19 protein-coding genes, 1 tRNA gene and 1 pseudogene are annotated in these 24941 nt (G+C 66.4%); 5 read left to right on the forward strand and 16 right to left on the reverse strand.

The features are described 5' to 3' along the window. Positions 1-24: 24 nt before the first annotated feature. The 10 genes from JQT59_RS26985 to argS all read right to left on the reverse strand — a co-directional run bounded on the left by JQT59_RS26985 (position 25) and on the right by argS (position 12337). Positions 25-693: an L-threonylcarbamoyladenylate synthase gene (locus tag JQT59_RS26985; protein ID WP_109328693.1), complete on the reverse strand. Its 669-nt coding sequence runs from the start codon at positions 691-693 to the stop codon at positions 25-27. Continuing rightward, a complete protein-coding gene (prmC, locus tag JQT59_RS26990; RefSeq protein ID WP_213572669.1) occupies positions 690-1619 on the reverse strand; it encodes a peptide chain release factor N(5)-glutamine methyltransferase in 930 nt (309 codons plus the stop codon). Before prmC ends, JQT59_RS26985 begins: the two co-directional genes overlap by 4 nt. A 54-nt stretch (positions 1620-1673) precedes the next feature. Then, positions 1674-2753, reverse strand: a complete 1080-nt coding sequence (prfA, locus tag JQT59_RS26995; protein WP_109328689.1) for a peptide chain release factor 1 — start codon at positions 2751-2753, stop codon at positions 1674-1676. Positions 2754-2869: 116 nt separating this feature from the next. Then, positions 2870-3112, reverse strand: coding sequence for a 50S ribosomal protein L31 (gene rpmE / locus JQT59_RS27000; protein ID WP_109328687.1), 243 nt, complete (start codon positions 3110-3112; stop codon positions 2870-2872). A 223-nt stretch (positions 3113-3335) separates the two neighbouring features. Next, positions 3336-5477 carry a transcription termination factor Rho gene (gene rho, locus JQT59_RS27005; protein WP_213572670.1) on the reverse strand — a complete coding sequence of 714 codons (2142 nt, stop codon included), beginning with the start codon at positions 5475-5477 and terminating at the stop codon, positions 3336-3338. 321 nt (positions 5478-5798) lie between these two features. Next, a complete protein-coding gene (gene thrB / locus JQT59_RS27010) occupies positions 5799-6743 on the reverse strand; it encodes a homoserine kinase (protein ID WP_213572671.1) in 945 nt (314 codons plus the stop codon). A gap of 44 nt (positions 6744-6787) precedes the next feature. Further along, positions 6788-7870 carry a threonine synthase gene (gene thrC / locus JQT59_RS27015; protein ID WP_213572672.1) on the reverse strand — a complete coding sequence of 361 codons (1083 nt, stop codon included), beginning with the start codon at positions 7868-7870 and terminating at the stop codon, positions 6788-6790. Then, on the reverse strand, positions 7867-9153 hold the full coding sequence (locus JQT59_RS27020; RefSeq protein ID WP_109334992.1) for a homoserine dehydrogenase: 1287 nt from the start codon (positions 9151-9153) through the stop codon (positions 7867-7869). Before JQT59_RS27020 ends, thrC begins: the two co-directional genes overlap by 4 nt. Positions 9154-9266: 113 nt before the next feature. Further along, the gene (gene lysA, locus JQT59_RS27025) at positions 9267-10688 is read right to left on the reverse strand and encodes a diaminopimelate decarboxylase (RefSeq protein ID WP_213572673.1); all 1422 of its coding nucleotides are present in this window, start codon (positions 10686-10688) and stop codon (positions 9267-9269) included. Continuing rightward, on the reverse strand, positions 10685-12337 hold the full coding sequence (gene argS / locus JQT59_RS27030; protein WP_213572674.1) for an arginine--tRNA ligase: 1653 nt from the start codon (positions 12335-12337) through the stop codon (positions 10685-10687). Before argS ends, lysA begins: the two co-directional genes overlap by 4 nt. 217 nt (positions 12338-12554) lie before the next feature. On the opposite strand from argS, the gene JQT59_RS27035 reads away from it, so the two are divergent. Both JQT59_RS27035 and JQT59_RS27040 read left to right on the forward strand, forming a co-directional pair. Next, complete coding sequence (locus JQT59_RS27035; protein WP_159921192.1) at positions 12555-13457, forward strand: thioredoxin-like domain-containing protein; 903 nt, start codon at positions 12555-12557, stop codon at positions 13455-13457. Next, positions 13450-14184: a DUF305 domain-containing protein gene (locus JQT59_RS27040; RefSeq protein ID WP_213572675.1), complete on the forward strand. Its 735-nt coding sequence runs from the start codon at positions 13450-13452 to the stop codon at positions 14182-14184. The genes JQT59_RS27035 and JQT59_RS27040 overlap by 8 nt, the downstream gene beginning before the upstream one ends. A 12-nt stretch (positions 14185-14196) precedes the next feature. Here the strand turns inward: JQT59_RS27040 and JQT59_RS27045 are convergent, their stop codons facing one another. Further along, positions 14197-16596, reverse strand: coding sequence for a phosphoketolase family protein (locus JQT59_RS27045; RefSeq protein ID WP_213572676.1), 2400 nt, complete (start codon positions 16594-16596; stop codon positions 14197-14199). A 161-nt stretch (positions 16597-16757) separates the two neighbouring features. On the opposite strand from JQT59_RS27045, the gene JQT59_RS27050 reads away from it, so the two are divergent. Both JQT59_RS27050 and JQT59_RS27055 read left to right on the forward strand, forming a co-directional pair. Continuing rightward, positions 16758-16833 (forward strand) — tRNA-Arg (locus JQT59_RS27050). Positions 16834-17050: 217 nt separating this feature from the next. Next, entirely contained in the window at positions 17051-18211 is a 1161-nt protein-coding gene (locus JQT59_RS27055) for a N(5)-(carboxyethyl)ornithine synthase (RefSeq protein ID WP_213572677.1), read from the forward strand. Between the two features lie 86 nt (positions 18212-18297). Here JQT59_RS27055 and JQT59_RS27060 read toward each other — a convergent pair whose 3' ends face one another. From JQT59_RS27060 to JQT59_RS27080, 5 genes and pseudogenes are all read right to left on the reverse strand, one after another. Continuing rightward, positions 18298-19956 carry an AMP-binding protein gene (locus JQT59_RS27060; protein ID WP_213572678.1) on the reverse strand — a complete coding sequence of 553 codons (1659 nt, stop codon included), beginning with the start codon at positions 19954-19956 and terminating at the stop codon, positions 18298-18300. Positions 19957-20014: 58 nt separating this feature from the next. Beyond that, the gene (locus JQT59_RS27065; RefSeq protein ID WP_283254019.1) at positions 20015-20803 is read right to left on the reverse strand and encodes an SDR family oxidoreductase; all 789 of its coding nucleotides are present in this window, start codon (positions 20801-20803) and stop codon (positions 20015-20017) included. Between the two features lie 11 nt (positions 20804-20814). Beyond that, positions 20815-21798 (reverse strand): NADPH:quinone oxidoreductase family protein, encoded by a 984-nt coding sequence (locus JQT59_RS27070; RefSeq protein WP_213572680.1) that lies wholly within the window; start codon positions 21796-21798, stop codon positions 20815-20817. Between the two features lie 34 nt (positions 21799-21832). Further along, positions 21833-22957 carry an acyl-CoA dehydrogenase family protein gene (locus JQT59_RS27075; RefSeq protein WP_213572681.1) on the reverse strand — a complete coding sequence of 375 codons (1125 nt, stop codon included), beginning with the start codon at positions 22955-22957 and terminating at the stop codon, positions 21833-21835. Further along, positions 22954-24145: pseudogene (locus JQT59_RS27080) on the reverse strand (acyl-CoA dehydrogenase family protein). Before JQT59_RS27080 ends, JQT59_RS27075 begins: the two are co-directional and overlap by 4 nt. Positions 24146-24393: 248 nt before the next feature. Here JQT59_RS27080 and JQT59_RS27085 point away from each other — a divergent pair. Then, complete coding sequence (locus JQT59_RS27085; RefSeq protein ID WP_213572682.1) at positions 24394-24873, forward strand: MaoC family dehydratase; 480 nt, start codon at positions 24394-24396, stop codon at positions 24871-24873. The last annotated feature ends 68 nt before the right edge of the window (positions 24874-24941 follow it).

The raw sequence follows: 24941 nt of genomic DNA on the forward strand, positions 1-24941 counted from the left end.
CTACCGTTGCCCCGCGCAGCCCGGTCATGCCGTCGCGGTCCCCTCGAGCAGACTCTCCGCCGACACCCCGAGGACGTCGGCGACGTCACCGGTGGGTACGGCACCTTCCCGGAGAATGCGGGGGCTCGCGCCGGTGAGGTCGACGATGGTGGAGGCCCGGCCTTGTTCGGCGCGCCCGCCGTCGAGGTACACGCCGGCCGATCCGCCGAGCTGGTCCCGAGCTTCCTGGACGGTGGTGGCCGGTGGTTGTCCCGAGACGTTGGCGCTCGACACCGCGAGCGGTCCGACTTCACGTAACAGTTCGAGGGCGACCGGATGCAGGGGCATGCGAAGCATCACCGTCCCGCGCGTATCACCGAGGTCCCACGCCAGCGAAGGAGCCTGCTCCACAACAAGACTCAGGCCACCCGGCCAGAAGGCCCGAATGAGGTCGCGGGTGTGCGGGCGCACGCTGTACACGAGGCCGTCGATGGTGTTCCATGATCCGACGAGAACCGGCACAGGCATATCGCGGCCACGGCCCTTCGCCCGCAGCAACGCGGCGACCGCATCGCCGTCGAATGCGTCGGCGCCGATCCCGTAGAGGGTGTCCGTGGGCAGGACGACGAGTCGTCCAGCCTTCAGGGCGTTCTTGGCCGCACTCATTCCGGCGGCGCGGGAATCGGGGCGGCCACAGTCGTAAACGGTACTCACCGGCTCATTCTTTCATCCTCGCCGGCGGCCTCCGCACGCTGCGCCTCGACATCGGTCGCGATGCGCCGAGCCACCACGAAGCGGGGCTTGCCCGCGAGGTCGGGGTGTTCCGCGACGTCACCGAACACCCGACGCGCCGCGAACAGCGCCGCAACGTCCGCACCATTGGTGTCGTCGTGCTCGATTCCCACTGCTCCCCCGATCCTCAACCACCGCGCGACATTCGAGATCATCGGCTTGATCACAGATAATCCGTCCGGTCCGGCAAAGAGTGCGCTGTGCGGGTCGTGATCCGCCACTTCCGGCTCGAGTTCCGCGCCCTCGGGAATGTACGGCGGGTTGGCAACGATGAGGTCGACTGCACCTTCGAGGCCGGTCAGGATCGTCCGGTCGGTGACGTCGCCCTGGTACAGCTTGATCGGGGTGTCGCCCGCTCCAGCGCGGGCATCGGCATTGCGCCGCGCCCAGGCGAGCGCGTGCGGTTCGAGTTCGACGGCGTGCACGACGGCGTCGGGGCGGGCGTGGGCAATGGCGAGCGCGAGCGCACCCGACCCGGTACACAGATCCATGACGACCGGTGGGTGCTGATCGCAGCTTCCCAGGAACGCGAGCGCCCACCCGAGGAGAAGTTCGGTCTCCGGGCGCGGAACGAAGACGCCGGGACCGACCTCGATGTCGATGTCACCCATGGCGGCGGTTCCGAGGATGTACTGCAGCGGGATTCGCTTGGCGCGCTGTTCGACCATCTTCTTGTAGGCGTCGATCACCGACTCGTCGACCAGCGGCACGAGACCCAATCGGGTCCTCTCCACCCCCAGCAGATGGGCAGCCAGCATCTCGGCGTCCGCGCGGGCGCTGTGCACCCCTGCCTCGTCGAGTTGCGCGGCTGCATCGATCAGGGCCAGGCGAAGGGGAAGTCGGCTCACGGGTACAGACTGCCACGCCCTGGGAACGGTGATACTCCGGTCCTGGGTACCGCGTTACTCCGCGGCGAGCCGTGCCTCACGATCCGCCTTGCCCAGCGCGTCGAGGAGAGCGTCCAATTCACCATCCAGGACGGCATCGAGATTGTGCGATTTGAAGCCGATTCGGTGATCGGTGATGCGATTTTCCGGGAAGTTGTAGGTGCGGATGCGCTCGGAGCGGTCGACCGTGCGCACCTGGCTCTGCCGCCCGGCCGATGCCTCGGCGTCTGCTGCTTCCTCGGCCGCTGCCTGGAGGCGAGCGGCCAGCACCTGCATGGCCCGCGCCTTGTTCTGTAGCTGGGAGCGCTCGTTCTGGCATGTCACAACGATTCCGGTGGGCAGATGCGTGATCCGCACCGCCGAGTCGGTGGTGTTCACACCCTGACCGCCCTTACCGGAGGAACGGTAGACATCGATGCGCAGATCGGTCTCGTCGATCTGCACCTCCTCGACCTCTTCCGGTTCCGGATAGACCAGGACGCCGGCAGCCGAGGTGTGTACCCGGCCCTGCGACTCGGTGACGGGCACGCGCTGCACGCGGTGGACGCCGCCCTCGAACTTCAGACGGGCCCACACCCCGTCCCGAACCTCGCCCTTCGACTTGATCGACAGTGTCGCGTCCTTGTATCCACCGAGGTCGGACACTGTCGCATCGAGAACCTCGACGCGCCACCCGTGCCGCTCGGCGTACCGGACGTACATACGCGCGAGGTCGGACGCGAACAACGCCGACTCCTCACCGCCCTCGCCCGACTTCACTTCGAGTACCACGTCGTCACCATCGTGCGGGTCGCGCGGCGCGAGGAGATCCGTCAGTGCCTTGTCGAGCTCGAGCACTTCGGCCTCGAGTGCGGGCACCTCGGCCGCGAAGCTGGAATCGTCGACGGCGAGCTCACGCGCGGCTGCGAGATCGTCCTGCGCAGCCTTGAGCTTGCTGTACGTCGACATGATGGGCGCAAGCTCGGCGAAACGCTTCCCGGCTTTGCGGGCCGCGGAGGCGTCGTTGTGCAGCGCTGGGTCGGACAACTGCTGCTCGAGGCCGGCATGTTCGGCCAGGATGTCGTCGATCGCCGACGGCTGGGTCGTCCCTGCCATGATGGGCTCCACTCTCGTCTCAGCGCGCGCTGCGCACTACGGGGTGCCGAGGGAAACGGCACAAAAAAGCCGACGCCCGGCCTGCAATTATCGCAGGACGGGCGTCGGCGGACCAGCTAGGACTCGGCAGATTCCTTTGCTGCGCCCTTGCCGGCGCGCTTGCCGTAGCGAGCCTCGAAGCGGGCGACGCGTCCACCGGTGTCGAGAATCTTCTGCTTACCGGTGTAGAACGGGTGGCACTGCGAGCAGACCTCGACGTTGATCCGTCCGGTCTCCTTGGTGCTTCGGGTCTCGAAAGTGTTTCCGCAACCACAGACCACGGTGGTGGCCACGTAATTGGGGTGAATGCCTGACTTCATGGTGTCCCTTTCAATGGTCGCCGGGTCGCCTTCGCCATTCGAAGACGTGAACCGGAACCGGACTCAGCCGTTCAGTATGCCAGATCGCGCGAGTGCGATCCCAATCGGCATGTGTGCTTGCGGAGAGATCAACGCCGCTCCCCCGCATTTAATTCCACCTGCTCTGTACTGGAGAAACGGCAAAGCCCGGCGACAGGTCGCCGGGCTTTGCCGTGTCGAGCACTCAGTCGTCGATCGCTCCCGGAGCGGTCTTCGACACCTGCATGAGGAACTCGAGATTGCTCTTACTCTTCTTGAGGCGATCGATCAGCAGATCGATGGCCTGGTGCGAATCGAGACCAGACAGCACCCGGCGGAGCTTGTGCAGCACCGCGGCCTCATCCGGACTGAGCAGCAGCTCGTCCTTACGCGTTCCCGAAGGATTGACGTCGACAGCCGGGAACACCCGCCGTTCCGCGATCTTGCGGTCGAGCTTGAGCTCGGCGTTACCGGTTCCCTTGAACTCCTCGAAGATCACGGTGTCGCCGGTGGAACCGGTCTCGACCATGGCCGTCGCGATGATCGTGAGCGAACCGCCGTTCTCGATGTTGCGGGCTGCACCGAGGAAACGCTTCGGCGGGTACAGCGCGGTCGAGTCGACACCACCGGACAGGATGCGGCCCGACGCCGGCGACGAGTTGTTGTACGCGCGGCCGAGACGAGTGATCGAGTCGAGAAGGACGACGACGTCCTTACCGGCCTCCACCAGACGCTTCGCACGCTCGATGGCGAGCTCGGCGACCGAGGTGTGGTCTCCCGGCGGGCGGTCGAAGGTCGAGGAAATGACCTCACCCTTGACCGATCGCTGCATGTCGGTGACCTCTTCTGGACGCTCGTCGACCAGCACGACCATCAGGTAGCACTCCGGGTTGTTGGTCGCGATCGCGTTGGCGATGGCCTGCAGAACGCTGGTCTTACCGGCCTTCGGCGGGCTCACGATGAGCGCGCGCTGACCCTTACCGATCGGCATCACGAGATCGATGACGCGGGTGGTGAGGATGTTCGGTGTGGTCTCGAGACGCAACCGCTGATTCGGGTACAGCGGGGTGAGCTTCCCGAACTCTGGGCGCTTCTTCGCCGCCTCGATGTCGCCGCCGTTGACCGTGTCGATACGCACCAACGGGTTGAACTTCTGGCGCTGATTGCCCTGGTCACCCTCGCGTGCAACCCGGACCGCACCGGTGATCGCGTCGCCGCGGCGAAGTCCGTTCTTGCGGATGAGGTTCATCGACACGTAGACGTCGTTGGGGCCCGCGAGGTACCCGGACGTCCGCACGAAAGCGTAGTTGTCGAGGACGTCGAGGATGCCGGCTACCGGCTGCAGGACATCGTCTTCCCGGATTTCCGTCTCGCGTACGTCACCGCCGCCGCCTTCGCCGCGGTCGCGCCCACGACGACGCTCGCGGAAGCGCCGTCCACGTCGTCCGCGGCCGCCTTCTTCGTCGTCGCCCCGGTTGTCACGGTTTTCGCTCGTGCGCGGGCCGTTGTTGCTGCCCTGGTTGCGATCACCCCGGTCGCGGTCACGTTCGCGCGTCTCACCGCGGTCCCGCTCGCGGGTGTCGCCGCGGTCGTTCCGGTCGGTGCGGTCACCACGGTCGCTGCCGCGGTTGTCCCCACGCTCACGCCGCGTGCGGTCGCCGGACTGCTCGCCGGAGCCGTCCTGCCTTCCGGACTTTTCCGCACTGTCCTGACGGTCGTCGACCTGCTTGCGCTCGGCCTGCTGGGTGTCGACGCCATTCTGGGCGGCAGCATTCTGCGAGGGAGCGTCCTGGCCGCTGTCGGCCTGGTCGCCCTGCTCAGGGGCACCTGCACCTGCCCGGCGGGAGGAGCCACGGCGCTGACGTCCGCGTCGGCCCCCCTCGGGGACATCGGTGTCGGCCGCGCTGCCGTCGGCAACTGCAGGTTCGGGCGCCTTGCTTTCGGCCGCCTTCTCGGCGGTCTCCTGCTGCGGAGACACGTCGAGGGCAGTCTGCGCGGGCTGCTCACGCTTGGTGCGGGACGTCCGGGTGCGGGGCGCGGCCTCGGTCGTCGCAGCCGCCGACGCCGACGCGGCGCCCTGCCGATCCTTGATCGCGGCGATCAGGTCGCCCTTACGCATCCCTGAAATGCCTTTGATACCGAGCTCGCCCGCAAGGGCACGGAGCTCGGTCAGCACCATCCCGGACAGCCCGGCACCTCGGCGCGCCTCGGCGCGCTTTGTGGAGGCCGTCACTGCACCGTTTTCCGGTGCGGTCGATGACGCCTGTGAAGAGTCGCCTGCCTGCGCGCCAACGGTATCCACCGAGGAGGCGTCCGCAGGAGCGGCGATGAGGTCCGTATCGGTCACGGAGGTCCTTTCCTTCCCTCACTCGCGCTGCGCAGAGTCGAGGGTTCGTCCCGTAATCCGGTTCAGTACCGGATTCGGATGTGCCGTACGTCGTTGCTTAGCTGAACTGCCGGCTTGCCCGCCATCACATCACCTTGAACAGGCGCACTCGCAATCCCTACACAACAGAAAGTGCGGAGGATCGTGCCAGGAGCTGCCAACCCCGATTGACCTGGAGTAATCGCCCTGGTGAAGCACCGGCGTCTGATGCGCACGATGTACGGACATTGCCCAGGATAGCTGTGAACGACCGTAGGGGCAAGAAGACCCGTTTCCGGCGTGTCAGCTGATCCGGACGCCTTCGGCGACGTCGAGTTCGAGCACCTGCAGCCCCTCGGCCTCCGCCTGTACTCGGAGATCGTCCGGTAGCGGCTCTGTACTCAACGCGAGGACTGTCGGTCCCGCACCGGAGACCGCCGCGGCAATGCCGGCTTTCCGCAGCAAGGAGATCCACCGGGTGGTCAGCGGGAGCGCGGGAGCCCGCTGAACCTGGTGGAGCCGATCCTCAGTGGCCGGCATCAGAAGGTCCGGCCGTTCCGTGAGCGCCACCACAGCGAGAGCGCCGCGACTGACGTTGAACGCGGCGTCACGGTGCGCCACGACCTCGGGCAACAATCCCCGCGTGTGAGCGGTTGACGAACGCTCACCCGGGATCAGGGCGATGACCCGGATCGCGGGATGCACCGTCAGGGGCACCGCGTAGTAGCGGTTCCCCGACGTGGAGGTGCCCGCGGATTCCTGGTCTTCACAACTCCACGACACCACGGCGCCGCCCAGCACGCTCGCCGAAGCGTTGTCGGGGTGCCCTTCGAACTCGGACGACAACTGGACCAGTTGGTCGGGCGAGAGGCCGAGTGCGGGATCGAGCTTCATCGCGAGACCGTTGGCCGCGGCCAACCCGCCGACCACAGCAGACGCGGACGACCCCAGGCCCCGCGAGTGCGGTATTGCATTGCGGCACACGACGTCGAGGCCCTCCGCCCACACGCCGGCCGACTCCAGACCACGTTCGATCGCGCGCACCACCAGATGGGAGGGGCCCCACGGCACGTCCTCTGCGCCCTCACCCTCGACACGAATCTTCAAACCCGAACCCGTGGTGGTGACCGTGATCTCGTCGTAGAGCCCGAGCGCGATGCCGAGGGTGTCGAATCCGGGCCCGAGATTGGCGCTCGACGCCGGCACACGGGCAGTCACGGTGAGCCCGGTGGGCAGGGTCTGTGTCATGTCTGCGGTCTGATCCTGCGGCGTGATGGGCGTGGGCGCCACCACTACGCCAGCTCGAGGGCCGACGCGACAGCGACAGGATCAACCGGAATGGGTTGCACGACAGGCATACCGGCGAGTGCAGTATCCGGGTCCTTCAATCCGTTGCCGGTGACCGTGCAGACCACGGTGAGTCCGGAGTCGAGCCAGCCTTCCTTCCGGGCGGCTAGCAGTCCTGCGACACTCGCCGCCGACGCGGGTTCGACGAACACACCTTCGGTGGAGGCGATCAGCCGGTACGCCTCGAGGATTTCCTCGTCCGTCGCGGCGCGGAAGGCCCCGTGCGACTCCTCCTTCGCGGTGACCGCGCCGTTCCAGGACGCGGGCGAACCGATGCGGATGGCCGTCGCGATGGTCTCCGGGTCCTTGACGGGTGCACCGTGGACGAGCGGGGCCGCACCTGCCGCCTGAACGCCCAGCATGCGAGGCTTCACGCTCGTGAGCCCGTCGGCGTAGTACTCGGAATAACCCCGCCAGTAGGCGGTGATGTTGCCGGCGTTGCCGACGGGAAGCGCGTGGACGTCCGGAGCGTTGCCCAACGCATCACAAATTTCGAAAGCCGCGGTCTTCTGGCCTTCGATCCGGACCGGGTTCACCGAGTTGACCAGGCCGATGGTCGGGAACTCCGCCGTAGTCTTGCGCGCCAGCTCGAGGCAGTCGTCGAAGTTACCCTCGACCTGGATGATCCGGGCGCCGTGCATGACCGCTTGCGCCAGCTTGCCCATGGCAATCTTGCCCTGCGGCACCAGCACCGCGCAGCTCATCTTCGCCTTGGCGGCGTAGGCGGCCGCCGAGGCGGACGTATTGCCCGTCGACGCGCACAGCACAGCCTGCTGACCGCGCGCCAGGGCGTCGGTCACGGCCATCGTCATCCCGCGGTCCTTGAAGGAGCCGGTGGGGTTGAGACCCTCGACCTTGAGGTAGACGTCGCAGCCCGTGATCTCGGACAGGTGCCCGGCGGGAAGCAGCGGCGTGCCGCCTTCACGGAGGGTCACCGTCTTCCAGTTCGGTCCGATCGCGAGGCGGTCACGGTAGGCCTCGATCAGCCCCGGCCACGGAGTGTGCACGGGGTTGCGGGTGCCGGTCATTGTTCGGTGCCTTCCAGTCGCAGCACGCTGGTCACAGCGGTGACGAATTCGAGTTTACTCAATGCCTCAACGGTTTCCGACAACGCGGAGTCGGTCGCGACATGGGTAACGACCACCAGCCGGGCGCCGTCGCCCGCGCCTTCCTGCCGCACCGTCGAAATGCTCACGCCGTGCTCGGCGAATTCGGCGGCAACGGCCGACAGCACACCGGCCTTGTCCGTCACCTGCATGTTGACGTAGTAGCGCGTCGGGATGTCGCCGATGGGAGCGATCTTGAGCTTGGCGTACTTCGACTCGCGCGGACCGCGGCCACCGTGCACCTTGTTGCGCGCGGCCATCACCAGATCACCCATCACAGCAGACGCGGTGGGGGCACCGCCGGCGCCCTGACCGTAGAACATCAGCCTTCCGGCGTTCTCGCCCTCGACGACCACGGCGTTGAATGCTCCGTTGACCGACGCGAGGGGGTGACTCAGCGGCACCAGCGCCGGGTAGACCCGTGCGGAGATGCGCTCCTTGCCGTCGGGTGTGGGGATGCGCTCGCAGATGGAGAGCAGCTTGATAGTGCAGTCGAGGGCCCTCGCCGACGTCAGGTCGGCAGCGGTGATGTTGGAGATACCCTCGCGGTACACATCACCCGCGGTGACCCGCGTATGGAAGGCGATGGACGCGAGGATAGCGGCCTTCGCCGCGGCGTCGTAACCCTCTACGTCGGCGGTGGGATCGGCTTCGGCGTAGCCGAGTCTTCCCGCCTCCGCGAGCGTTTCCGCATAGTCGGCCCCGGTTTCGTCCATGGCCGACAGGATGAAGTTGGTGGTGCCGTTCACGATTCCGGCGACCTTGTTCACCCGGTCACCGGCAAGGGACTGGGTGAGCGGGCGGATCACGGGGATCGCACCGGCGACGGCCGCCTCGAAGTACAGGTCGACGCGGTGCAGCTCCGCGGCCTCGGCGAGTTCACCGGTGTGCTCGGCGAGAAGGGCCTTGTTGGCGGTGACGACGGACTTGCCGGAGTTCAGTGCCGACAGGATCAGCTTGCGCGGAAGGTCCATGCCGCCGATCACCTCGACGACGATGTCGACGTCGTCGCGCGCCACGAGCGAGTCTGCGTCCGTGGTCTGCAACTCCTCCGGTATGCCCCGGTCCTTGCCGGGGCGGCGGACCGCCACTCCCCGCAGTTCCAGGGGCGCACCGACGCGGGCCTCGAGGTCTTCGCTGTGCTCTTGCAGGATGCGAACCACCTCGCTCCCGACGTTGCCGAGGCCGAGGACGGCCACACCGATAGCGCGATGCGCCGATTCGGTCACACCGACAGCACGTTGCGCCGATTCGGTCACACCGACAGCACGTTGCGCCGATTCGGTCACACCGACCGCGCGTTGCGCCGATTCGACGGTCACTCTTGTACCTCCAAGCTGAGCAGGTCTTCCACGGTTTCCCTCCGGAGGATCACGCGCGACTGTCCGTCGCGCACCGCCACCACGGCAGGACGGGTGAGCAGGTTGTACCTACTCGACATCGAGTAGCAGTATGCACCGGTGGCAGCGACGGCAAGCAAATCGCCGGCATCGATGTCCTCGGGCATCCAGGTGTCACGGATGACGACATCGCCGGATTCGCAGTGTTTACCCACGACTCGCGACACCACGGGTTCGGCTCCGCTGACTCGGGAGACGAGCTTCGCTTCATATTCCGCTTGATACAGCGCCGTGCGGATGTTGTCGCTCATTCCGCCGTCGACGCTGACGTAGCGGCGAGTGAGCGCGCTCCCGACGGTGACGTCTTTGATGGTGCCGACCTCGTAGAGTGTGACCGTCCCCGGCCCGGCGATCGCTCGTCCCGGCTCGACCGCAAGGGTCGGCTCGGGCAGGCCGGCGAGAGCGGACTCGTTGCGCACGATGTCGCCGAGTTTGGCCGCCAACTCGTCCACGGGCGGAGGATCGTCGCTGGGCACGTAAGAGATGCCCATACCGCCACCGAGGTCGATGATCGAGATCTGGGCGGTCTTGTCCACACCGAACTCGGCGACGACGTCGCGGAGCAGCCCGATCACCCGATGTGCTGCCACCTCGAATCCGTCCACGTCGAAGATCTGCGAACCGATATGGCTGTGCAGCCCGACGAGACGCAGATTGTCTGCGGCGAATACTCGCCGGACCGCGTCGATCGCCTTGCCGCCTGCCAGTGAGAAACCGAACTTCTGGTCCTCGTGGGCGGTCGAGATGAATTCGTGGGTGTGCGCTTCCACTCCGACCGTCACACGGATCAGGACATCCTGTACGACACCGGCTTCGGCGGCGACAGCGTCGAGGCGGTCGATCTCCATGGACGAGTCCAGGACGATGTGGCCCACTCCGGCCTTCACTGCCGCTTGAAGTTCGGCGACTGACTTGTTGTTGCCGTGCATGGCGATTCGCTCCGCCGGGAACCCTGCATGCAACGCAATCGCCAATTCGCCGCCCGAGGCGACGTCGAGCGACAGCCCCTCTTCTGCCACCCAACGGGCGATCTCGCCGCAGAGAAACGCCTTGGACGCGTAGTGGACTTTGGCCGAGGGCCCGAATGCGCGCGCCATGTCACGGCACCGGGACCGGAAATCGTCCTCGTCGACGACGAACAGTGGCGTCCCGTACGTCTCCGCAAGTTCGGTGACCGGAATCCCGGCCAATCGGACAACGCCGTCCGGACCGCGTTCCGCGTTGCGGGGCCACACCTCAGGAGCGAGCGCCGCGAATGCCGTTGCGTCAGTGGGGCGCTCGGGTAGTCCGGGTGCGTGTAGCTGTTCGGCGTGCTTGGGACCGGCGGGATGCGCGTTCACATCTGCTCCGGGGCGCTCACGCCGAGGAGTGCGAGACCGTTTGCCAGCACCTGACGCGAGGCGTCGCACAGAGCGAGCCGCGCGACATGCAGTGGCCCGACCTCCTCGTCACCCTGAGGCAGAACCCGGCACGCGCCGTAGAAGCGGTGATAAGCACCGGCCAGCTCTTCGAGATACCGCGCAATGCGGTGTGGCTCACGGAGATTCGCCGCACTGGTGACGACGCGCGGATACTCGCCGAGCGTGCGGATGAGATCGCCCTCCTGCTCGGAGACCAGCAACGCGAAGTCCGGATCGGCAACCGTGACACCCAGCTCGGCGGCGTTGCGCGCAATCGCCGACAACCGGGCGTGCGCGTACTGCACGTAGTAGACCGGGTTCTCGTTGCCCGTGCTGGTCCACAGCTCGAGGTCGATGTCGATGCTCGAATCCACCGACGAGCGGATCAACGCGTATCGCGAGGCGTCGACACCGATGGCCTCGACCAGGTCGTCGAGCGTGATCACCGTCCCGGCCCGCTTGCTCATCTTCACGGCGACCCCGTCGCGGACCAGATTGACCATCTGCCCGATCAACACCTCGACGGCGTCCGGGTCGTCGCCGAACGCGGCGGCCGCGGCCTTGAGCCGGCCGATGTAACCGTGATGATCCGCGCCGAGCATGTAGATACACAGATCGAAGCCGCGCGCACGCTTGTTTTGGAAGTAGGCGATGTCCCCTGCAATGTAGGCCGCGTTGCCGTCACTCTTGATGACGACACGATCCTTGTCGTCACCGAAGTCGGTGCTCTTGAGCCACCAGGCACCGTCCTCCTGGAAGAGATTGCCGGAGGATTTCAAGGTCTCGACGGCCTTCTCGACCGCACCGGACTCGAACAGCGAGTTTTCGTGGAAGTAGACGTCGAAGTCCACTCCGAACTCGTGCAGGGTGCGTTTGATGTGCGCGAACATCAGGTCGACTCCGAGCGATCGGAACACTTCCTGCTGCTCACCCGCCGGAAGTTCCAGTGCGTCCGGACGCTGCGCGAGCACCTGAGCCGCGATGTCGGCGATGTATGCACCCGCGTAACCGTCGTCGGGAGCAGGTTCCCCCTTGGCGGCGGCGATGAGCGACCGGGAGAAGCGGTCGATCTGGGCGCCGTGGTCGTTGAAGTAGTACTCGCGTGTGACGGCGGCACCCTGGGTGGACAGGATGCGGCCGAGCGCGTCACCGACGGCAGCCCAGCGTGTACCGCCGAGGTGGATGGGCCCGGTCGGGTTTGCGGACACGAACTCCAGGTTGATCTTCTTGCCGTCGAGGGTGTGCCCGGATCCGTACGCGGTGCCCGCTTCGAGGATCTTGGCGACGATGGCGCCCTGGGCGTCGGCGGCCAGGCGGATGTTGAGGAAACCGGGGCCGGCGATATCGGCACTGTCGATACCCTCGGCAGCGGTCAGCGCCTCGGCGAGCCAGGTCGCGAGTTCGCGGGGGTTGGTGCCGACCTTCTTGGCCACCTGCATCGCGACGTTGGTGGCGTAATCACCGTGCTCGGGGTTGCGCGGGCGCTCGACCGTGAGAGTTTCGGGAAGCACGGACACGTCGAGTCCACGTTCGGCGAGCACCTTCGCGGCGGTTCCGCGGAGCAGTTCGGCAAGGTCAGCTGGAGTCACAGGTATCTATCCTATGGCCAAGACGTCCCGGGCGGTGACCCGCCTGGCCCGGAGTCCCACAGACGGCCGGATAGGCCCCGACCGGCGTGGCGGATGCCACTCTCCCAGCTTGCGCTCAGGGTGGGTAAGTAGAGTGGGGTCGCCCTGAGTCCCGGTCTCAGCCTCGGGCGAACCGGGGTAGAGCGCCCGTAACCCACACACCGAAAGATCACAATCGATGCCAAGCGGTTCGGATAGTCGCGGTCCCGGTAAGAACTCCGGTGCCAAGTCGGCCAAGGCCATCAAGGCCGCCAAGAAGAAGAGTGGCGGCGCGAAAGCCAAGGGCGGCGTCTCCGCGCCCCGGCACATTCCGTGGCTGACGATCGGTGCGTCGGCGGCGGTCCTCGCGCTGGTCGCAATCCTCGCGGTCAACCTGGTGCCCAAGTATCAGGCGAAGGAGGAGGCCCAGCGGTACGCGCCCAGTGCCGAGAATCCCGACCCTTCGGTCAACATCGACGGCGTGCTGAAGGTCGACTACCCGGCCGGCATCCACATCCAGCCGACGCAGCGCGTCGCCTACGATCAGTCGCCTCCGTTCGGCGGCCCGCACGACGCCATCTGGGCGACGTGCACCGGCACCGTGTACGCCAATGCGATCCGCACCGAGAACGCAGTGCACTCTCTCGAGCACGGCGCCGTGTGGGTCGCCTACAACCCCGACACGCTGTCTGCGGAGCAGGTCGACACACTGCAGGACAAGGTGGACGGCCAGAGCTACACCCTGATGTCGCCGTACCCGGGGCTCGACAGTCCGATCTCTCTACAGTCGTGGGGCCACCAGCTGAAGCTCGACAGCGCCGACGACGAGCGGATCGATCAGTTCATCACGGCCCTGCGCATCAACAAGAACACCTACCCGGAGGTCGGTGCCAGCTGCTCGACCATCCCCGGCTCCGGTTTCGACCCGGACAACCCGCCCCCCTTCGATCCGAGCGCACCCGGCGCCGACGCAGTGCCGATGGACGGTGGCGGCATCGCGCCGGACCAGTCCGAGACCGGCGGGGCGGGAGCCCAGTTGCCGAGCGATCTGCAGCTGCCCTCCGACCTGCAGCAGGCGCCCGCCGAGGGCGGTAATGGCTGAATCGGCCGACTCAGCACCCGGATCCGGAGTCGGGTCCGGGGCCGAGCCGGCTTACTCCAGGCCGAGTCAGCGCGCCGCGCTCTTGGTGATCGGAGTGATCGGCGCCGTCGCACTCGGTTTCGCGCTCGGCTTCCTGGCGCGACTTCCACTGCAGGACAACAACTCTGCGGTTCCCGAGGCGGGATCCGTCGATGTGGGATTCTCTCAGGACATGAGCGTGCACCACAGTCAGGCGGTGGAAATGTCGGCGATCGCCCTCCGAAACACGAGTGATCCCACCGTCCGGACTCTCGCCTACGACATCCTGACCACCCAGCAGAACCAGCTCGGCCAGATGCAGGGATGGCTCTCGATCTGGGATCAACCGTCCCTCCCGTCCGGCGGCTACATGGGCTGGATGGCGTCGGAGCACGACGGCGGACACGATCATTCCTCCGGCGAGAACGCACATACGGGGTCTATGCCGACGATGCCGGGAATGGCGTCGTCCGAGGACATGGCCAGGCTGCGACAGGCCACCGGGACCACGGTCGATGTCGAATACCTCCAGTTGATGTTGCGACATCACCAGGGTGGACTGCCCATGATGGAATACGCCGCGCAACGGGGCTCCGAGCCCGCTGTCCGCGGGCTCGCACAGACCATGGTCGAGACCCAGCAGGGCGAGTCGAGGTTGATCACCGACATGCTCACCGAACGCGGCGCCGCTCCGCTCCCGATGAACTGACGGCCTCGCCCCTCAGGACCAGGTCCAGTCGCGTACCTCCGGCAGGTCCTCGAAGTGCTCGACCACGTACTCGCCGTGCCGCTCGAGCTGGGTGAGGCAGAAATCGGCGAGCTCGGTGGCCCCGGCGGGTTCGGTTTCTACACGGCGCAGCGCCTCGAGCGCGAGGTGGTAGCGGCTCATCCTGTTCAGCACCACCATGTCGAACGGGGTGGTCGTGGTGCCCTGCTCGCTGAAGCCGCGAACATGAAAGCGTTCGGGTTGCGGCCGACCGTGCAGTAACTCGTGGACCGCGCGTGAATAACCGTGGAACGCGAACACCACGTCGGTATCGGCGGTGAAGAGGTCGGTGAATGTGCGGTCGTCGAAACCGTGCGGGTGCTCCGTGGGCGTCAGCAACGCCATCAGATCGACCACGTTGACCACACGGGTGACGAGGTCGGGTGTGTGCTCACGCAACAGCTGGGCTGCCGCGAGAATTTCTTGCGTAGGAACGTCACCCGCCGCGGCAAGCACGATGTCCACGGTATCGGCGGCTGCCTCGGTACCCGCCCAAGCCCAGACCGACGCCCCTGCCGCGCAGTGCGCGTTCGCTTCGTCGAGCGTCAAGTATTGGAGGTGCGGTTGCTTGTCCACCACGATGACGTTGACGTGGTCGGTGCTGCGGAGACAGTGGTCGGCAATCGAGAGCAGCGTGTTCGAGTCGGGGGGAAGCCACACCCGAACGACATCCGGGGCGAGGGGAATGACGGCGTCGATCATCCCGGGCCCCTGGTGGCTGAAACCGTTGTGGTCGTTGCGCCAGCAGGTGCTGGTCAACAGCACGTTGAGCGAGGCCACCGGCGATCGCCACGGCAGGTCCACCGCGTGTTGCAGCCACTTCGCGTGCTGGACCAGCATCGACACACTGACCATGGCGAAGGCCTCGTAGCTGGCAAAGAGCCCGTGCCGCCCGGACAGCAGGTACCCCTCGAGCCACCCCTCGCACAGGTGCTCGCTGAGCACCTCCATCACCCGTCCGCCCGCGGACAGGTGGTCGTCGTAGTCGGTGACGGGTAGCTGCCAGCATCGATCGGTGCTCTCGAACACGGCGCCCAACCGATTGCTGGCCGTCTCGTCCGGGCAGAACAGCCGAAAGTACCCGCCGCCGTCCGGTGCGGTGGTCGCCGCGTAGACGTCCCGTAACAGTTCGCCGAGGACGCGGGTGGTCTCGTGCACCGTGACCCCCGGCCTTTCGATGGTCAACGCGTACTTGTGCAGTGGTGGTATCGGAAGATCGACGCGTAGACGCCCGCCGTTGGCATAGGGAGAAGAACCCATTCGTTTGTCGCCCCGCGGCGCCAGCTGAGCGAGTTCGGGCACCAAGGCACCCCGGGGATCGAACAGGGTCTCCGGGGAGTAGGACCGCATCCATTCATCGAGCTGACGCCGATGCTCGTCGTTGGTGCGGACGCCCGACAGCGGAACTTGATGGGAACGGTGTGTTCCCTCGACGAGGACGCCATCGACACGGTGGGGGCCGGTCCAGCCCTTCGGAGTGCGGAGCACGATCGCCGGCCATTTCACAGGATGCCGGCGACCCGCCCGCGCCTCATGGCGGATCTCGGTTATCTGGTCATGCGCGTCGACCAGCGCCCGGTCGAGTGTGCGGAAAACCACGGCCGGGTCGTCGCCCTCGACCACGGTCGGCGCCCATCCCTGGCCACCCAGGAAGCGTTCGATGTCCGTGTCGGTACTGCGCCCGTAGACGGTCGGTCCGGCAATTTTGGCCCCGTTGACGTGCAGGATCGGTAACACGGCACCGTCCCGTTCCGGGTTGAGGAAGGCGGGGAGCTTCCACGAAGCGGACAGCGGACCAGTCTCCGCCTCACCGTCTCCGATCACACACGCCACCAACAGGTTCGGGTGGTCGAATGCCGCACCCGCCGCGTGCGCCAGTGCATATCCCAGCTCACCGCCTTCGTGGATGCTGCCCGGCGTCTGCACGCTGACATGACTCGGGATACCTCCCGGTGTCGAAAACTGCCGGCACAAGTGCCGGAGTCCGGCAGCATCACCGGAGACCGCGGGATACACCTCCGAGTACGTCCCCTCCAGATACGTGGCAGCGACGAGGGCGGGCCCGCCGTGACCAGGCCCCGTCACGTACAGGCAGTCCGCGTCTGTACGCCGGATCAACCTGTTGAGAAGGGCGTAGATCATCGACAAACCGGGACTGGTCCCCCAATGTCCGAGGAGCCGGGGCTTGATGTGCTCCGGAAGCAGCGGCTCACGCAGAAGCACATTGTCCTGCAAATAGATCTGCGCGACGGTGAGATAGTTGGCCGCCGACCACCAGCGGAGATCCAACTCGAGTTCGCGCTCCGGATACTCCGCGTTCGAGTTTTCCGAATGGACATGCTGCCGATCGGTCATCCTCGACCCTCCCCTGATGTGCGCGGGCGTCCTTTCCGACACTAGGCGGATTCGGTCGACCGTGCGGGGGTTGTGGGCCGAACTCGGGGACCGATTTGGTTCTTCCCCCCATCGATGCGCTACGATTGGCGCGCCCAATCGGCACACCGGTTTTCCGGTGCGCCCCCGTAGCTCAGGGGATAGAGCGTTCGCCTCCGGAGCGAAAGGTCGCAGGTTCGAATCCTGCCGGGGGCACCACGAGAACACTGCGCCGCATCTCGCGGTGCACATCTCTTCCTGGTGCTACCAGTCCTCCCCCGGGTGATCTCCCCGGGCTTTCTGCGAGAGCTGCAGCGTCGGCCCCGGCCGCATACATCGATTCGAACGCTGAGCTCCCTCGCACCTTCGCTGTGGGTTTCGCGGCTTCACCTTTCCGCCATCCTTTTCTCCATTTGCGTCGACCGAGGGACACTCCGTGCACCAGCCCCACCCACATCCGCTCACCCTCGGCGTGATCGCGCGCTCGAGCAAGGCCGACGAACGCCGACTTCCGATCCACCCCCTGCACTTCGACCGCATCGACGCCGACCTGCTGGGCCGAATCCACCTCGAGCACGGTTACGGCGAGCCGTTCGGTGTGTCCGACGAGCAACTGGCCCGCTCGGTCGCGGGAATGCGAACACGGAGCGAGCTGATCGCGCAATCCGACGTCGTACTGCTCCCGAAGCCGCTCGCGAAGGATCTCGAGGACCTGCGCGACGGACAGATCCTCTGGGGGTGGCCGCACTGCGTGCAGGACTCCGAGCTCACCCAGGTGGCCATCGATCGTCGTCTGACCCTCGTCGCCTTCGAGGCCATGAATCACTGGAGTGCCGAAGGGTCGTTCCAGCTGCATGTCTTCCACAAGAACAACGAGCTCGCCGGCTACTCCTCCGTACTGCACGCCCTGTCGATCGCCGGGTCGACGGGTGATTACGGCCGTCGACTCCGCGCGGTCGTGCTCGGTTTCGGGGCCACCGCCCGCGGGGCCGTCACCGCGCTGAATGCTCTGGGAATCCATGACGTTCATGTCGTCACGCAGCGTGGCGTGACCGCCGTCAGCTCGCCCATCCACTCGGCGGAGATCGTCCAGTTCGACCACGACGACGCCGACCCACGTCGAAGCCACGTCACGACGGACGACGGCCGGCTGCCGCTGGCGGGTTTCCTGGCCCGTCACGACATCATCGTCAACTGTGTTCTGCAGGACACCGAGGCGCCGCTGACCTTCCTCGGCGACGAAGACATCGACACCCTCCTGCCTGGTTGCCTCGTCATCGACGTGTCCTGCGACGAAGGCATGGGCTTTGCCTGGGCGCGTCCGACCTCCTTCGCGGACCCGACGTTCATGATCGGCGAGAACGTCCGCTACTACGGTGTCGACCACAGTCCGTCACATTTGTGGAACTCCGCCACCTGGGAGATCAGCGAGGCGCTGCTCCCCCATCTACGCACAGTTCTCGGCGGACCCGCGGCGTGGGACACCAGCGAGACGATCCGGCGGGCGATCGAGATCCGCGACGGAGTGGTGCAGAACCCCAAGGTCCTGTCGTTCCAGGACCGTGCGGCCGACTACCCGCACGCGGTCCTTACCTGAGCGCCGCGTACGAACGGGACGCTCGTTCGATCTGACGCAACGAGCGTCCCGTTCGTGCGCAACAGCGCAGGGCGGATCGGCACAGGTCAGGCAGGCGCGCGGCGACGCATCTCGCGACGGAGAATCTTTCCGCTCGCCGTCTTCGGCAGTTCGTCGACGATTTCCACCCGCCGCGGGGCCTTGTAGGTGGCCAGCCGCTCCCGGCAGTACTCGACGAGGTCGGCCGTCTCCACCGTCGTGCCCGGCCGCAGGCTGACGAAGGCGGCGACGGTTTCACCGCGATAGCTGTCCGGTTCACCCACAACTGCGGCTTCGCGCACCGCCGGATGCTGGTAGAGAACGTCCTCGACCTCTCGCGGCCACACCTTGAACCCGGACGCGTTGATCATGTCCTTCTTGCGGTCCACCACGTACACCCAGCCCTCGGCGTCCATGAAGCCGACATCGCCGGTGAGGAGACGGCCACCCGGCAGTGACTGCGCTGTGGCGTCCGGCTTGTTCCAGTAGGCGGGTACCACCATCGGTCCGTCGACGGCAATTTCGCCGACCTCGAGTGGCTCCAGGTCCTTTCCGTCCTCGCCGATGATCCGGACCACTGCGGAGGGCAGCGGCAGGCCGATCGCCAGCGTTCCCGATGCCGGATCGACCGGTGCTTCCAGGTCGGGCGGGACGACGACGCAGGGTGCGCTGGTTTCGGTGAGCCCGTAACCGTTGCGAATGTATTTGCCGGTGAGCTCGCGGAAGCGCTCGACGATGGCGGGAGGCAGTGGGGCGCCGCCGGACATGACGGCCTCGAGGGAGGCGAAGCGTTCCCCGGAGAAGTCGGGGTGCGCCATCAACGCCATGTACGCGGTGGACGGACCCACCATGAAGATCGGCCGCTCACGTTCGAGGGCATCGAGGACGACCCCCGGTTCGAAGCGATACACCAGGATCAGCGGCGACGCCAGGTCGATCGCCGTGAGGAGCTGGCACACCATTCCCGTGATGTGGAAGAGCGGTGCCAGAGCGAAGATCGGAGCGCCGGCCGGTTTGTCCTCGTACAGTCGCAAGATTGTGCTGTTCACCGTCAGGTTGCGGTGGGTGTTGGTGGCACCCTTGGGTACGCCGCTGGTTCCGGACGTGTAGGACACCAGGGCAATGTCTTCGGGCGTCAGCCCGGGATCAGGCACGGTCGCTCCGGCCCGCACCCGCGCCACCTCGAGAAGGTCGGGCACGTTCTCACTACGGGCACGGGTTACCGTCCGGAACAAACGCTCGTCGTTCGAAGTCTGGATGTCGAGTTCGCTCGAGGTGAGCGCGATCCGCACGCCCGCTTCCGACGCGCGTGAACCCACCCGGTCTGCCCACGCGCTCTCGCTGCCCACGATCGCGGTGACCCCCGCGTCGGCGAGAATGTGTGCGAGCTCGTCCCGGTACATCGGGTTGAGAGGAACGACGACACCGCCGGCCTTCCACGTTCCGATCAACGCGAGAACGAACTGCGGAATGTTCTGCAGGTAGATCGCGAGCCGGTCGCCCCGCTGAAACCCGTTCTCGAGCAGGTACGCGGCGATACCGTCGGTGAGTTGGTCGACTTCCCGGTAGCCGAGCGTGCCGCCGAGGTAGCGCACCGCCGGGCCGTCTCCGGCGGTGACGACCGCCGACTCGAACATCTCGAGCGCGGTACGGGCGGGGATATCTCCCACGCGTCGAACCCTCTCCTCATATCGGTCCATCCAGGGCCTGTCGTCGTACCAGCTCATCGCCGCCGTACCGCCTCTCGATCTCGTCCGAATTCGTGATTCTGAATGCCCGCCGGCGTCAACGTGTGCCCGACAGTCCCCCGTCGACGGGGATGACGGTGCCCGTCAGGTATGCGCCCGCCCGCGAGGACAGGAATATCGCGGTGCCCGCGATGTCCTCGGCACAGCCGACCCGGCCGAGTGGAACGGCGCTCTCGACGAGTTCCCGGCGCGCCGTATCGCCGAGGAGGTGGGCGATCATCTTGGTCGGAAATGGTCCGGGCGCAATCGCATTGACGGTGATGTTCTCGCCGGCCAGGGTGGCCGCGAGCTTCCGCGTGAGCATGTGCACGGCAGCTTTACTCGCTCCGTACGAAAAGTTGTCGCTGCTCGACACGACCAGGCCGTCGATCGAACCGATGTTGATGATCCGGGCGGGTTGATCCCCGGTTGCCGCGGTCCGCAGTCTGGGCAGTAGCTTCTGCGTCAGCGAGAACACACTCTTGACGTTGATGTCGAAGATCTTGTCGAACGCGGCCTCGGGAAACTCGTCGACCGGTGCGCCCCACGTCGCGCCGGCATTGTTGACCAGCACGTCGAGTCGCGGGGCTACCTCCTCGACGCGGGCGGCGAGGCTGTCGATGCCGTCCGGAGTGGACAGATCGGCGGGATGGGCGTGGCAGGACCCCGGCCCGAGCGCGGACAGCTCGGACGCCGTCTCGGCGCAGTCGCCGGCTTTACGGGACGACACGAGGACCTGCGCTCCCGCCCGGACGAATCCTTCGGCGATCATCCGGCCGATGCCGCGCGAACCTCCGGTGACGACTACAGTCTTTCCGGCGACATCGAACAGCGAATGAGCTTCCACGAGCATTCCTTTCACGGTTGGAAGACGAGCCGACCAACGGTGCTGCCCTCACCGAGCCGGCCGAGTCCGTCGGCGACGTCGGCGAGCGAGAGCCGCTCACTGATGAGGGGCCGGATCGCGCCGGACGCGGCGAGCCGGGTCAGCTCCTCGTGGCAGTCGGCGATGGCCTGCTGGTTGTACTGCTTGTACAGGCCCCAGTGCAGTCCGATGATCGAGTAATTCTTGATCAGCGCGTGGTTGAGTCCCGGAGTCGGGATGGTGCCGCCCGCGAAGCCGATGATCAGGATGCGTCCCTCGAAAGCGATGCACTTGGTGGACTTGGCGTAGGCATCTCCACCGACCGGGTCGTAGACGACGTCGGCTCCGCGTCCACCGGTGAACTCCTTGACGAGTGGGACGAAATCCTCGGTGCGGCGATCGATCACCAGGTCGGCCCCGAGCCGGCGGCAATACTCCGCCTTGTCGGCCCCTCCGACCACACCGATGACCTTCGCCCCGGCCGCCTTCCCCAATTGCACTGCGGCACTGCCCACTCCACCGGCCGCGGCGTGCACGAGCAGAGTCTCCCCCGCCGCGAGGTGCGTCCGACGATGGAGGGCGAACCAGCTCGTCTGGTATCCGATACTCAGCGCCGCCGCTTCGGCGTCGTCGAGGGCGGCCGGTGCGGTGAAGGTGTTCGCCTCGTCGAGAACCGCGAGCTGAGCGAACCCGCCGCCGGGCAGGTTCGGATTACCGATCACCCGGTCGCCCTGCCTGAACCGCGTGACACCGTCTCCGACGGCAACCACCTCACCGCACAGTTCGACACCCGGGGTGAAGGGCAGCGGCGGCGTGATCTGGTACTCCCCTCGGCACAGGAGCACATCGGGGAAGTTCGCCGGTGCGGCGAGCACCCTGACCAGTACCTGGCCGGGACCTGCTACCGGGTCCGGGACCTCCTCGAGTTGCAGCGCGGTACGCGGCTCGCCGAGTTCGTGGACACGCCATGCCTTCATCGTTTTCTTCCTGACTGTCGGTGGGTGGCCCGGGTTACGCGGGCAGATCGATCAATTCGGCGAGACGCGCTCGGTGACGGTAGGCCGTGCCGAAGGCGAGCTGATCACTTTTCGCCCTCTTCAGATAAAGGTGCGCGGGATATTCCCAGGTCATGCCGAGTCCACCGTGCAGTTGGACGCATTCTTCGGCGGCATGAACGGCGACACCACTGCAATACGCCTGTGCGATCGCCGCCGCGATCTCGGCGTCCGCGTCGCCGCGAGCAGCGGTGTCAGCCGCGTAACGAGCAGCGGTGTCAGCCGCGTAACGAGCAGCCGCAGCGGCGGAGGTGATCTCCAGCCACAAGTCGGCTAGGCGATGCTTCAGCGCCTGGTACGAGCCGACGGCACGCCCGAACTGCTTGCGCTCCTTGACGTAGGCGAGCGTGGTGTCGAAGCACCACTGTGCCACTCCGAGTTGTTCGGAGGCGAGGAGCGCAGCACCGCAGAGAAGAGCGCCACGAATGGCCTCTACTGCCGCACCGTCGTCGACCCGAGTCGACGACGGTGCGGTGAAGTCGACATCGGCCAGGGGACGCGTCATGTCCAGCGCGAGAATCGGGGTCACGGTGACGCCGGCGCTGTCCGTGCGCACAGTGTGAAGCTCGAGCCCGTCGGGCCCCTGCACCGGAACGACCAGTAGTTCGGCTTCCGCGGCGCCCGCAACACTGGTGACGCGGCCGGTCAACCCGTCGGCGCCCAGTCGGACGGTCGCGCTGAAGCGGTCGGGCGGCGTGGCCAGGCCGATCGTGAGGGCACCGGTGGTGGTGCCTTCGGCGAGATCCCGGACGATGGTCGTGTCTCCCGCCTTCACCAGCGCGACCGTCGCGAGTACAGCGCTGGAGAGATACGGGACGGGCGCCACGGCACGTCCGATCTCTTCCATGACCACGGCGGCTTCCCTTGCGCCCGCCCCTGCCCCGCCGATCGATTCGGGGGCGAGGAGACCGGACAGTCCGAGTTCGACGGCGAGCGACTTCCAGACGGCGGAGAAGTCACCGGGCGACGAGTCGTAGGCGCTCATGACGAGCTCGTGCGGGCAACGGTCGGCGAGCAGCCGCCGGACACTGTCGCGGAGGGCGTCTTCGGTGTCGGTGTACAGCAGATCTGCGGTGCTCATCGGGGCAGGTCCTTCCAGGCGATGTCCTTGTCGACGCGATGCTCGGGGGGCAGCCCGAGAACACGTTCTGCGATAACGTTCCGCAGGATTTCCGACGTGCCGCCCTCGATCGAATTACCTTTCGCGCGCAGGTAGCGGTATCCGGGTTCACGTCCGGTGAAGTCCACCTTGTCGGGCCTGCGCATGGTCCAGTCGTCGTAACGCAAACCCGCTTCGCCGTGCAGCTCGATGTCGAATCCGGAGATAGTCTGTGCGAGCTGGGCGAAGGCGAGCTTCAGTCCGGACCCCTCGGGGCCGGGTTGCCCGGCCGCGAGTTGCTGCCGTAGCCGTTCACCGGTCAGCCGGGCGACTTCGGCTTCGACCCAACAACCGGAGAAGTTCGTCGTGCATTGCCGGGTCCCGCAGTTCGGAACGTTCTCGCCAGGCCGCGGCCACGGGGCCGATCATGCCGCTTTCGCGCGCTGCGGCCGACCCGCCGATCGCAACGCGTTCGTTGTTGAGGGTCGCGGTTGCCACCCGCCAGCCTTGCCCCTCGTCCCCGAGCCGATCGACGTCGGGAATTCGCACGTCGGTGAGGAACACCTCGTTGAACTCGGCCTCGCCGGTGATCTGGCGCAGGGGGCGAACGTCGACGCCGGGATCGCTCATGTCACAGAGAAAGTAGGTGAGACCCGCATGTTTAGGCACGGCAGGATCGGTGCGGGCCACGAGGATGGCCCGCTGCGCATTCTGCGCGCCCGACGTCCACACCTTCTGGCCGTTGACTATCCAGTTGTCGCCGTCACGGACCGCACGCGTCGCCACGGCAGCGAGGTCGGAACCCGCCCCCGGCTCACTGAACAACTGGCACCAGATGTGCTCGCTGGTAAAAATCGGACGCAGATATTTTCGCTGCTGTTCGTCGGTCCCGAAGGCCGCGATGGTGGGCGCGGCCATCCCCAGGCCGATGCCGTTGCGGCCCTTTGCCGGTGCCGGCGCGCCCGCCGCTTCCAGCTGCGCGTCGACCTGGGCCTGGAAGCTCTGCGGCAGACCGAGCCCGCCACGTCCGGGCGCGAAGTGAACCCACGCGAGGCCGGCGTCGAACCGCGCGCCGAGGAACTGCGTCGGATTCGAGGTGTCGTTCTGCTCGAGCAGCGCCGTGACCCGTTCGGTCAGTTCTCGCGCGATCGTTTGTTCGTCAGTAGTCATGATCTCCGCCTCAGTTCGTGGCAAGACGTCGGCGATCGCTCCGCCGATCCCGTTTCCACCGCCGGTCACGATGGCGACCTTCTGTGCAACCTTCACGAGGCTTCCTCTCCTTCGCCGTACATTGTGACTCGCGTCTCTCTTTTGTATAGTTGAACCCGTCGTCAAGTTCAAGTGGCGGTGCGGCGAAACCGCAGAGCAGTTCGCCTCAGACATGACCGACACCCACCATCCGCGATCGAGGGAGACCGATGACCGACACAACTCAACTGCCCGTCCGCCCGGCGAGCTACGACGAGCTCACCGCTCTGATCGGGAGAGAATTGGGCCCCACCGAGTGGCATGAGGTCACCCAGGAACGGGTCAACGCGTTCGCCGACGCCACCGGTGACCATCAATGGATTCACGTCGACCCCGAACGCGCCGCATCGAGTCCGCTCGGCGGAACTATCGCGCACGGTCTCTACAGCCTGTCCCTCGGACCCGCCCTCTCCGCGACCCTGCTGCGATTCGACGGTTTCGCGCACAGCCTGAACTACGGATACAACAAAGTCCGGTTTCCCGCGCCCGTTCCCGTCGGTTCGCGGATCCGGATGCGGGCGACCGTGACGGCCGCCGAACAGGTCGGCGGCGGCATCCAGGTGACGATGACTCAGGTGGTCGAACGGGAAGGCTCCGACAAGCCGGTGGTCGTGTCGGAGTCGGTAGCCCGGGTCGTCGAAGCCGGTTAGGCCTCGGTCTGTACGTGCCGCCACTCCTGCGGCGGCACGTACTCGCGCGTGATCCCTTGATCGAAGCT

It is taken from the genome of Rhodococcus sp. USK13, from assembly GCF_018343855.1.
GTDB classification, from domain to species: domain Bacteria; phylum Actinomycetota; class Actinomycetes; order Mycobacteriales; family Mycobacteriaceae; genus Rhodococcus_F; species Rhodococcus_F oxybenzonivorans.

Coding starts and splice junctions, on each gene's coding strand:
- prfA (WP_109328689.1), bottom strand. CDS start 2,753: ATGGCAGGGACGACCCAGCCGTCGGCGATCGACGACATCCTGGCCGAA.
- rpmE (WP_109328687.1), bottom strand. CDS start 3,112: ATGAAGTCAGGCATTCACCCCAATTACGTGGCCACCACCGTGGTCTGT.
- thrB (WP_213572671.1), bottom strand. CDS start 6,743: ATGACACAGACCCTGCCCACCGGGCTCACCGTGACTGCCCGTGTGCCG.
- thrC (WP_213572672.1), bottom strand. CDS start 7,870: ATGACCGGCACCCGCAACCCCGTGCACACTCCGTGGCCGGGGCTGATC.
- JQT59_RS27035 (WP_159921192.1), top strand. CDS start 12,555: ATGCCAAGCGGTTCGGATAGTCGCGGTCCCGGTAAGAACTCCGGTGCC.
- JQT59_RS27040 (WP_213572675.1), top strand. CDS start 13,450: ATGGCTGAATCGGCCGACTCAGCACCCGGATCCGGAGTCGGGTCCGGG.
- JQT59_RS27045 (WP_213572676.1), bottom strand. CDS start 16,596: ATGACCGATCGGCAGCATGTCCATTCGGAAAACTCGAACGCGGAGTAT.
- JQT59_RS27060 (WP_213572678.1), bottom strand. CDS start 19,956: ATGAGCTGGTACGACGACAGGCCCTGGATGGACCGATATGAGGAGAGG.
- JQT59_RS27070 (WP_213572680.1), bottom strand. CDS start 21,798: ATGAAGGCATGGCGTGTCCACGAACTCGGCGAGCCGCGTACCGCGCTG.
- JQT59_RS27075 (WP_213572681.1), bottom strand. CDS start 22,957: ATGAGCACCGCAGATCTGCTGTACACCGACACCGAAGACGCCCTCCGC.
- JQT59_RS27085 (WP_213572682.1), top strand. CDS start 24,394: ATGACCGACACAACTCAACTGCCCGTCCGCCCGGCGAGCTACGACGAG.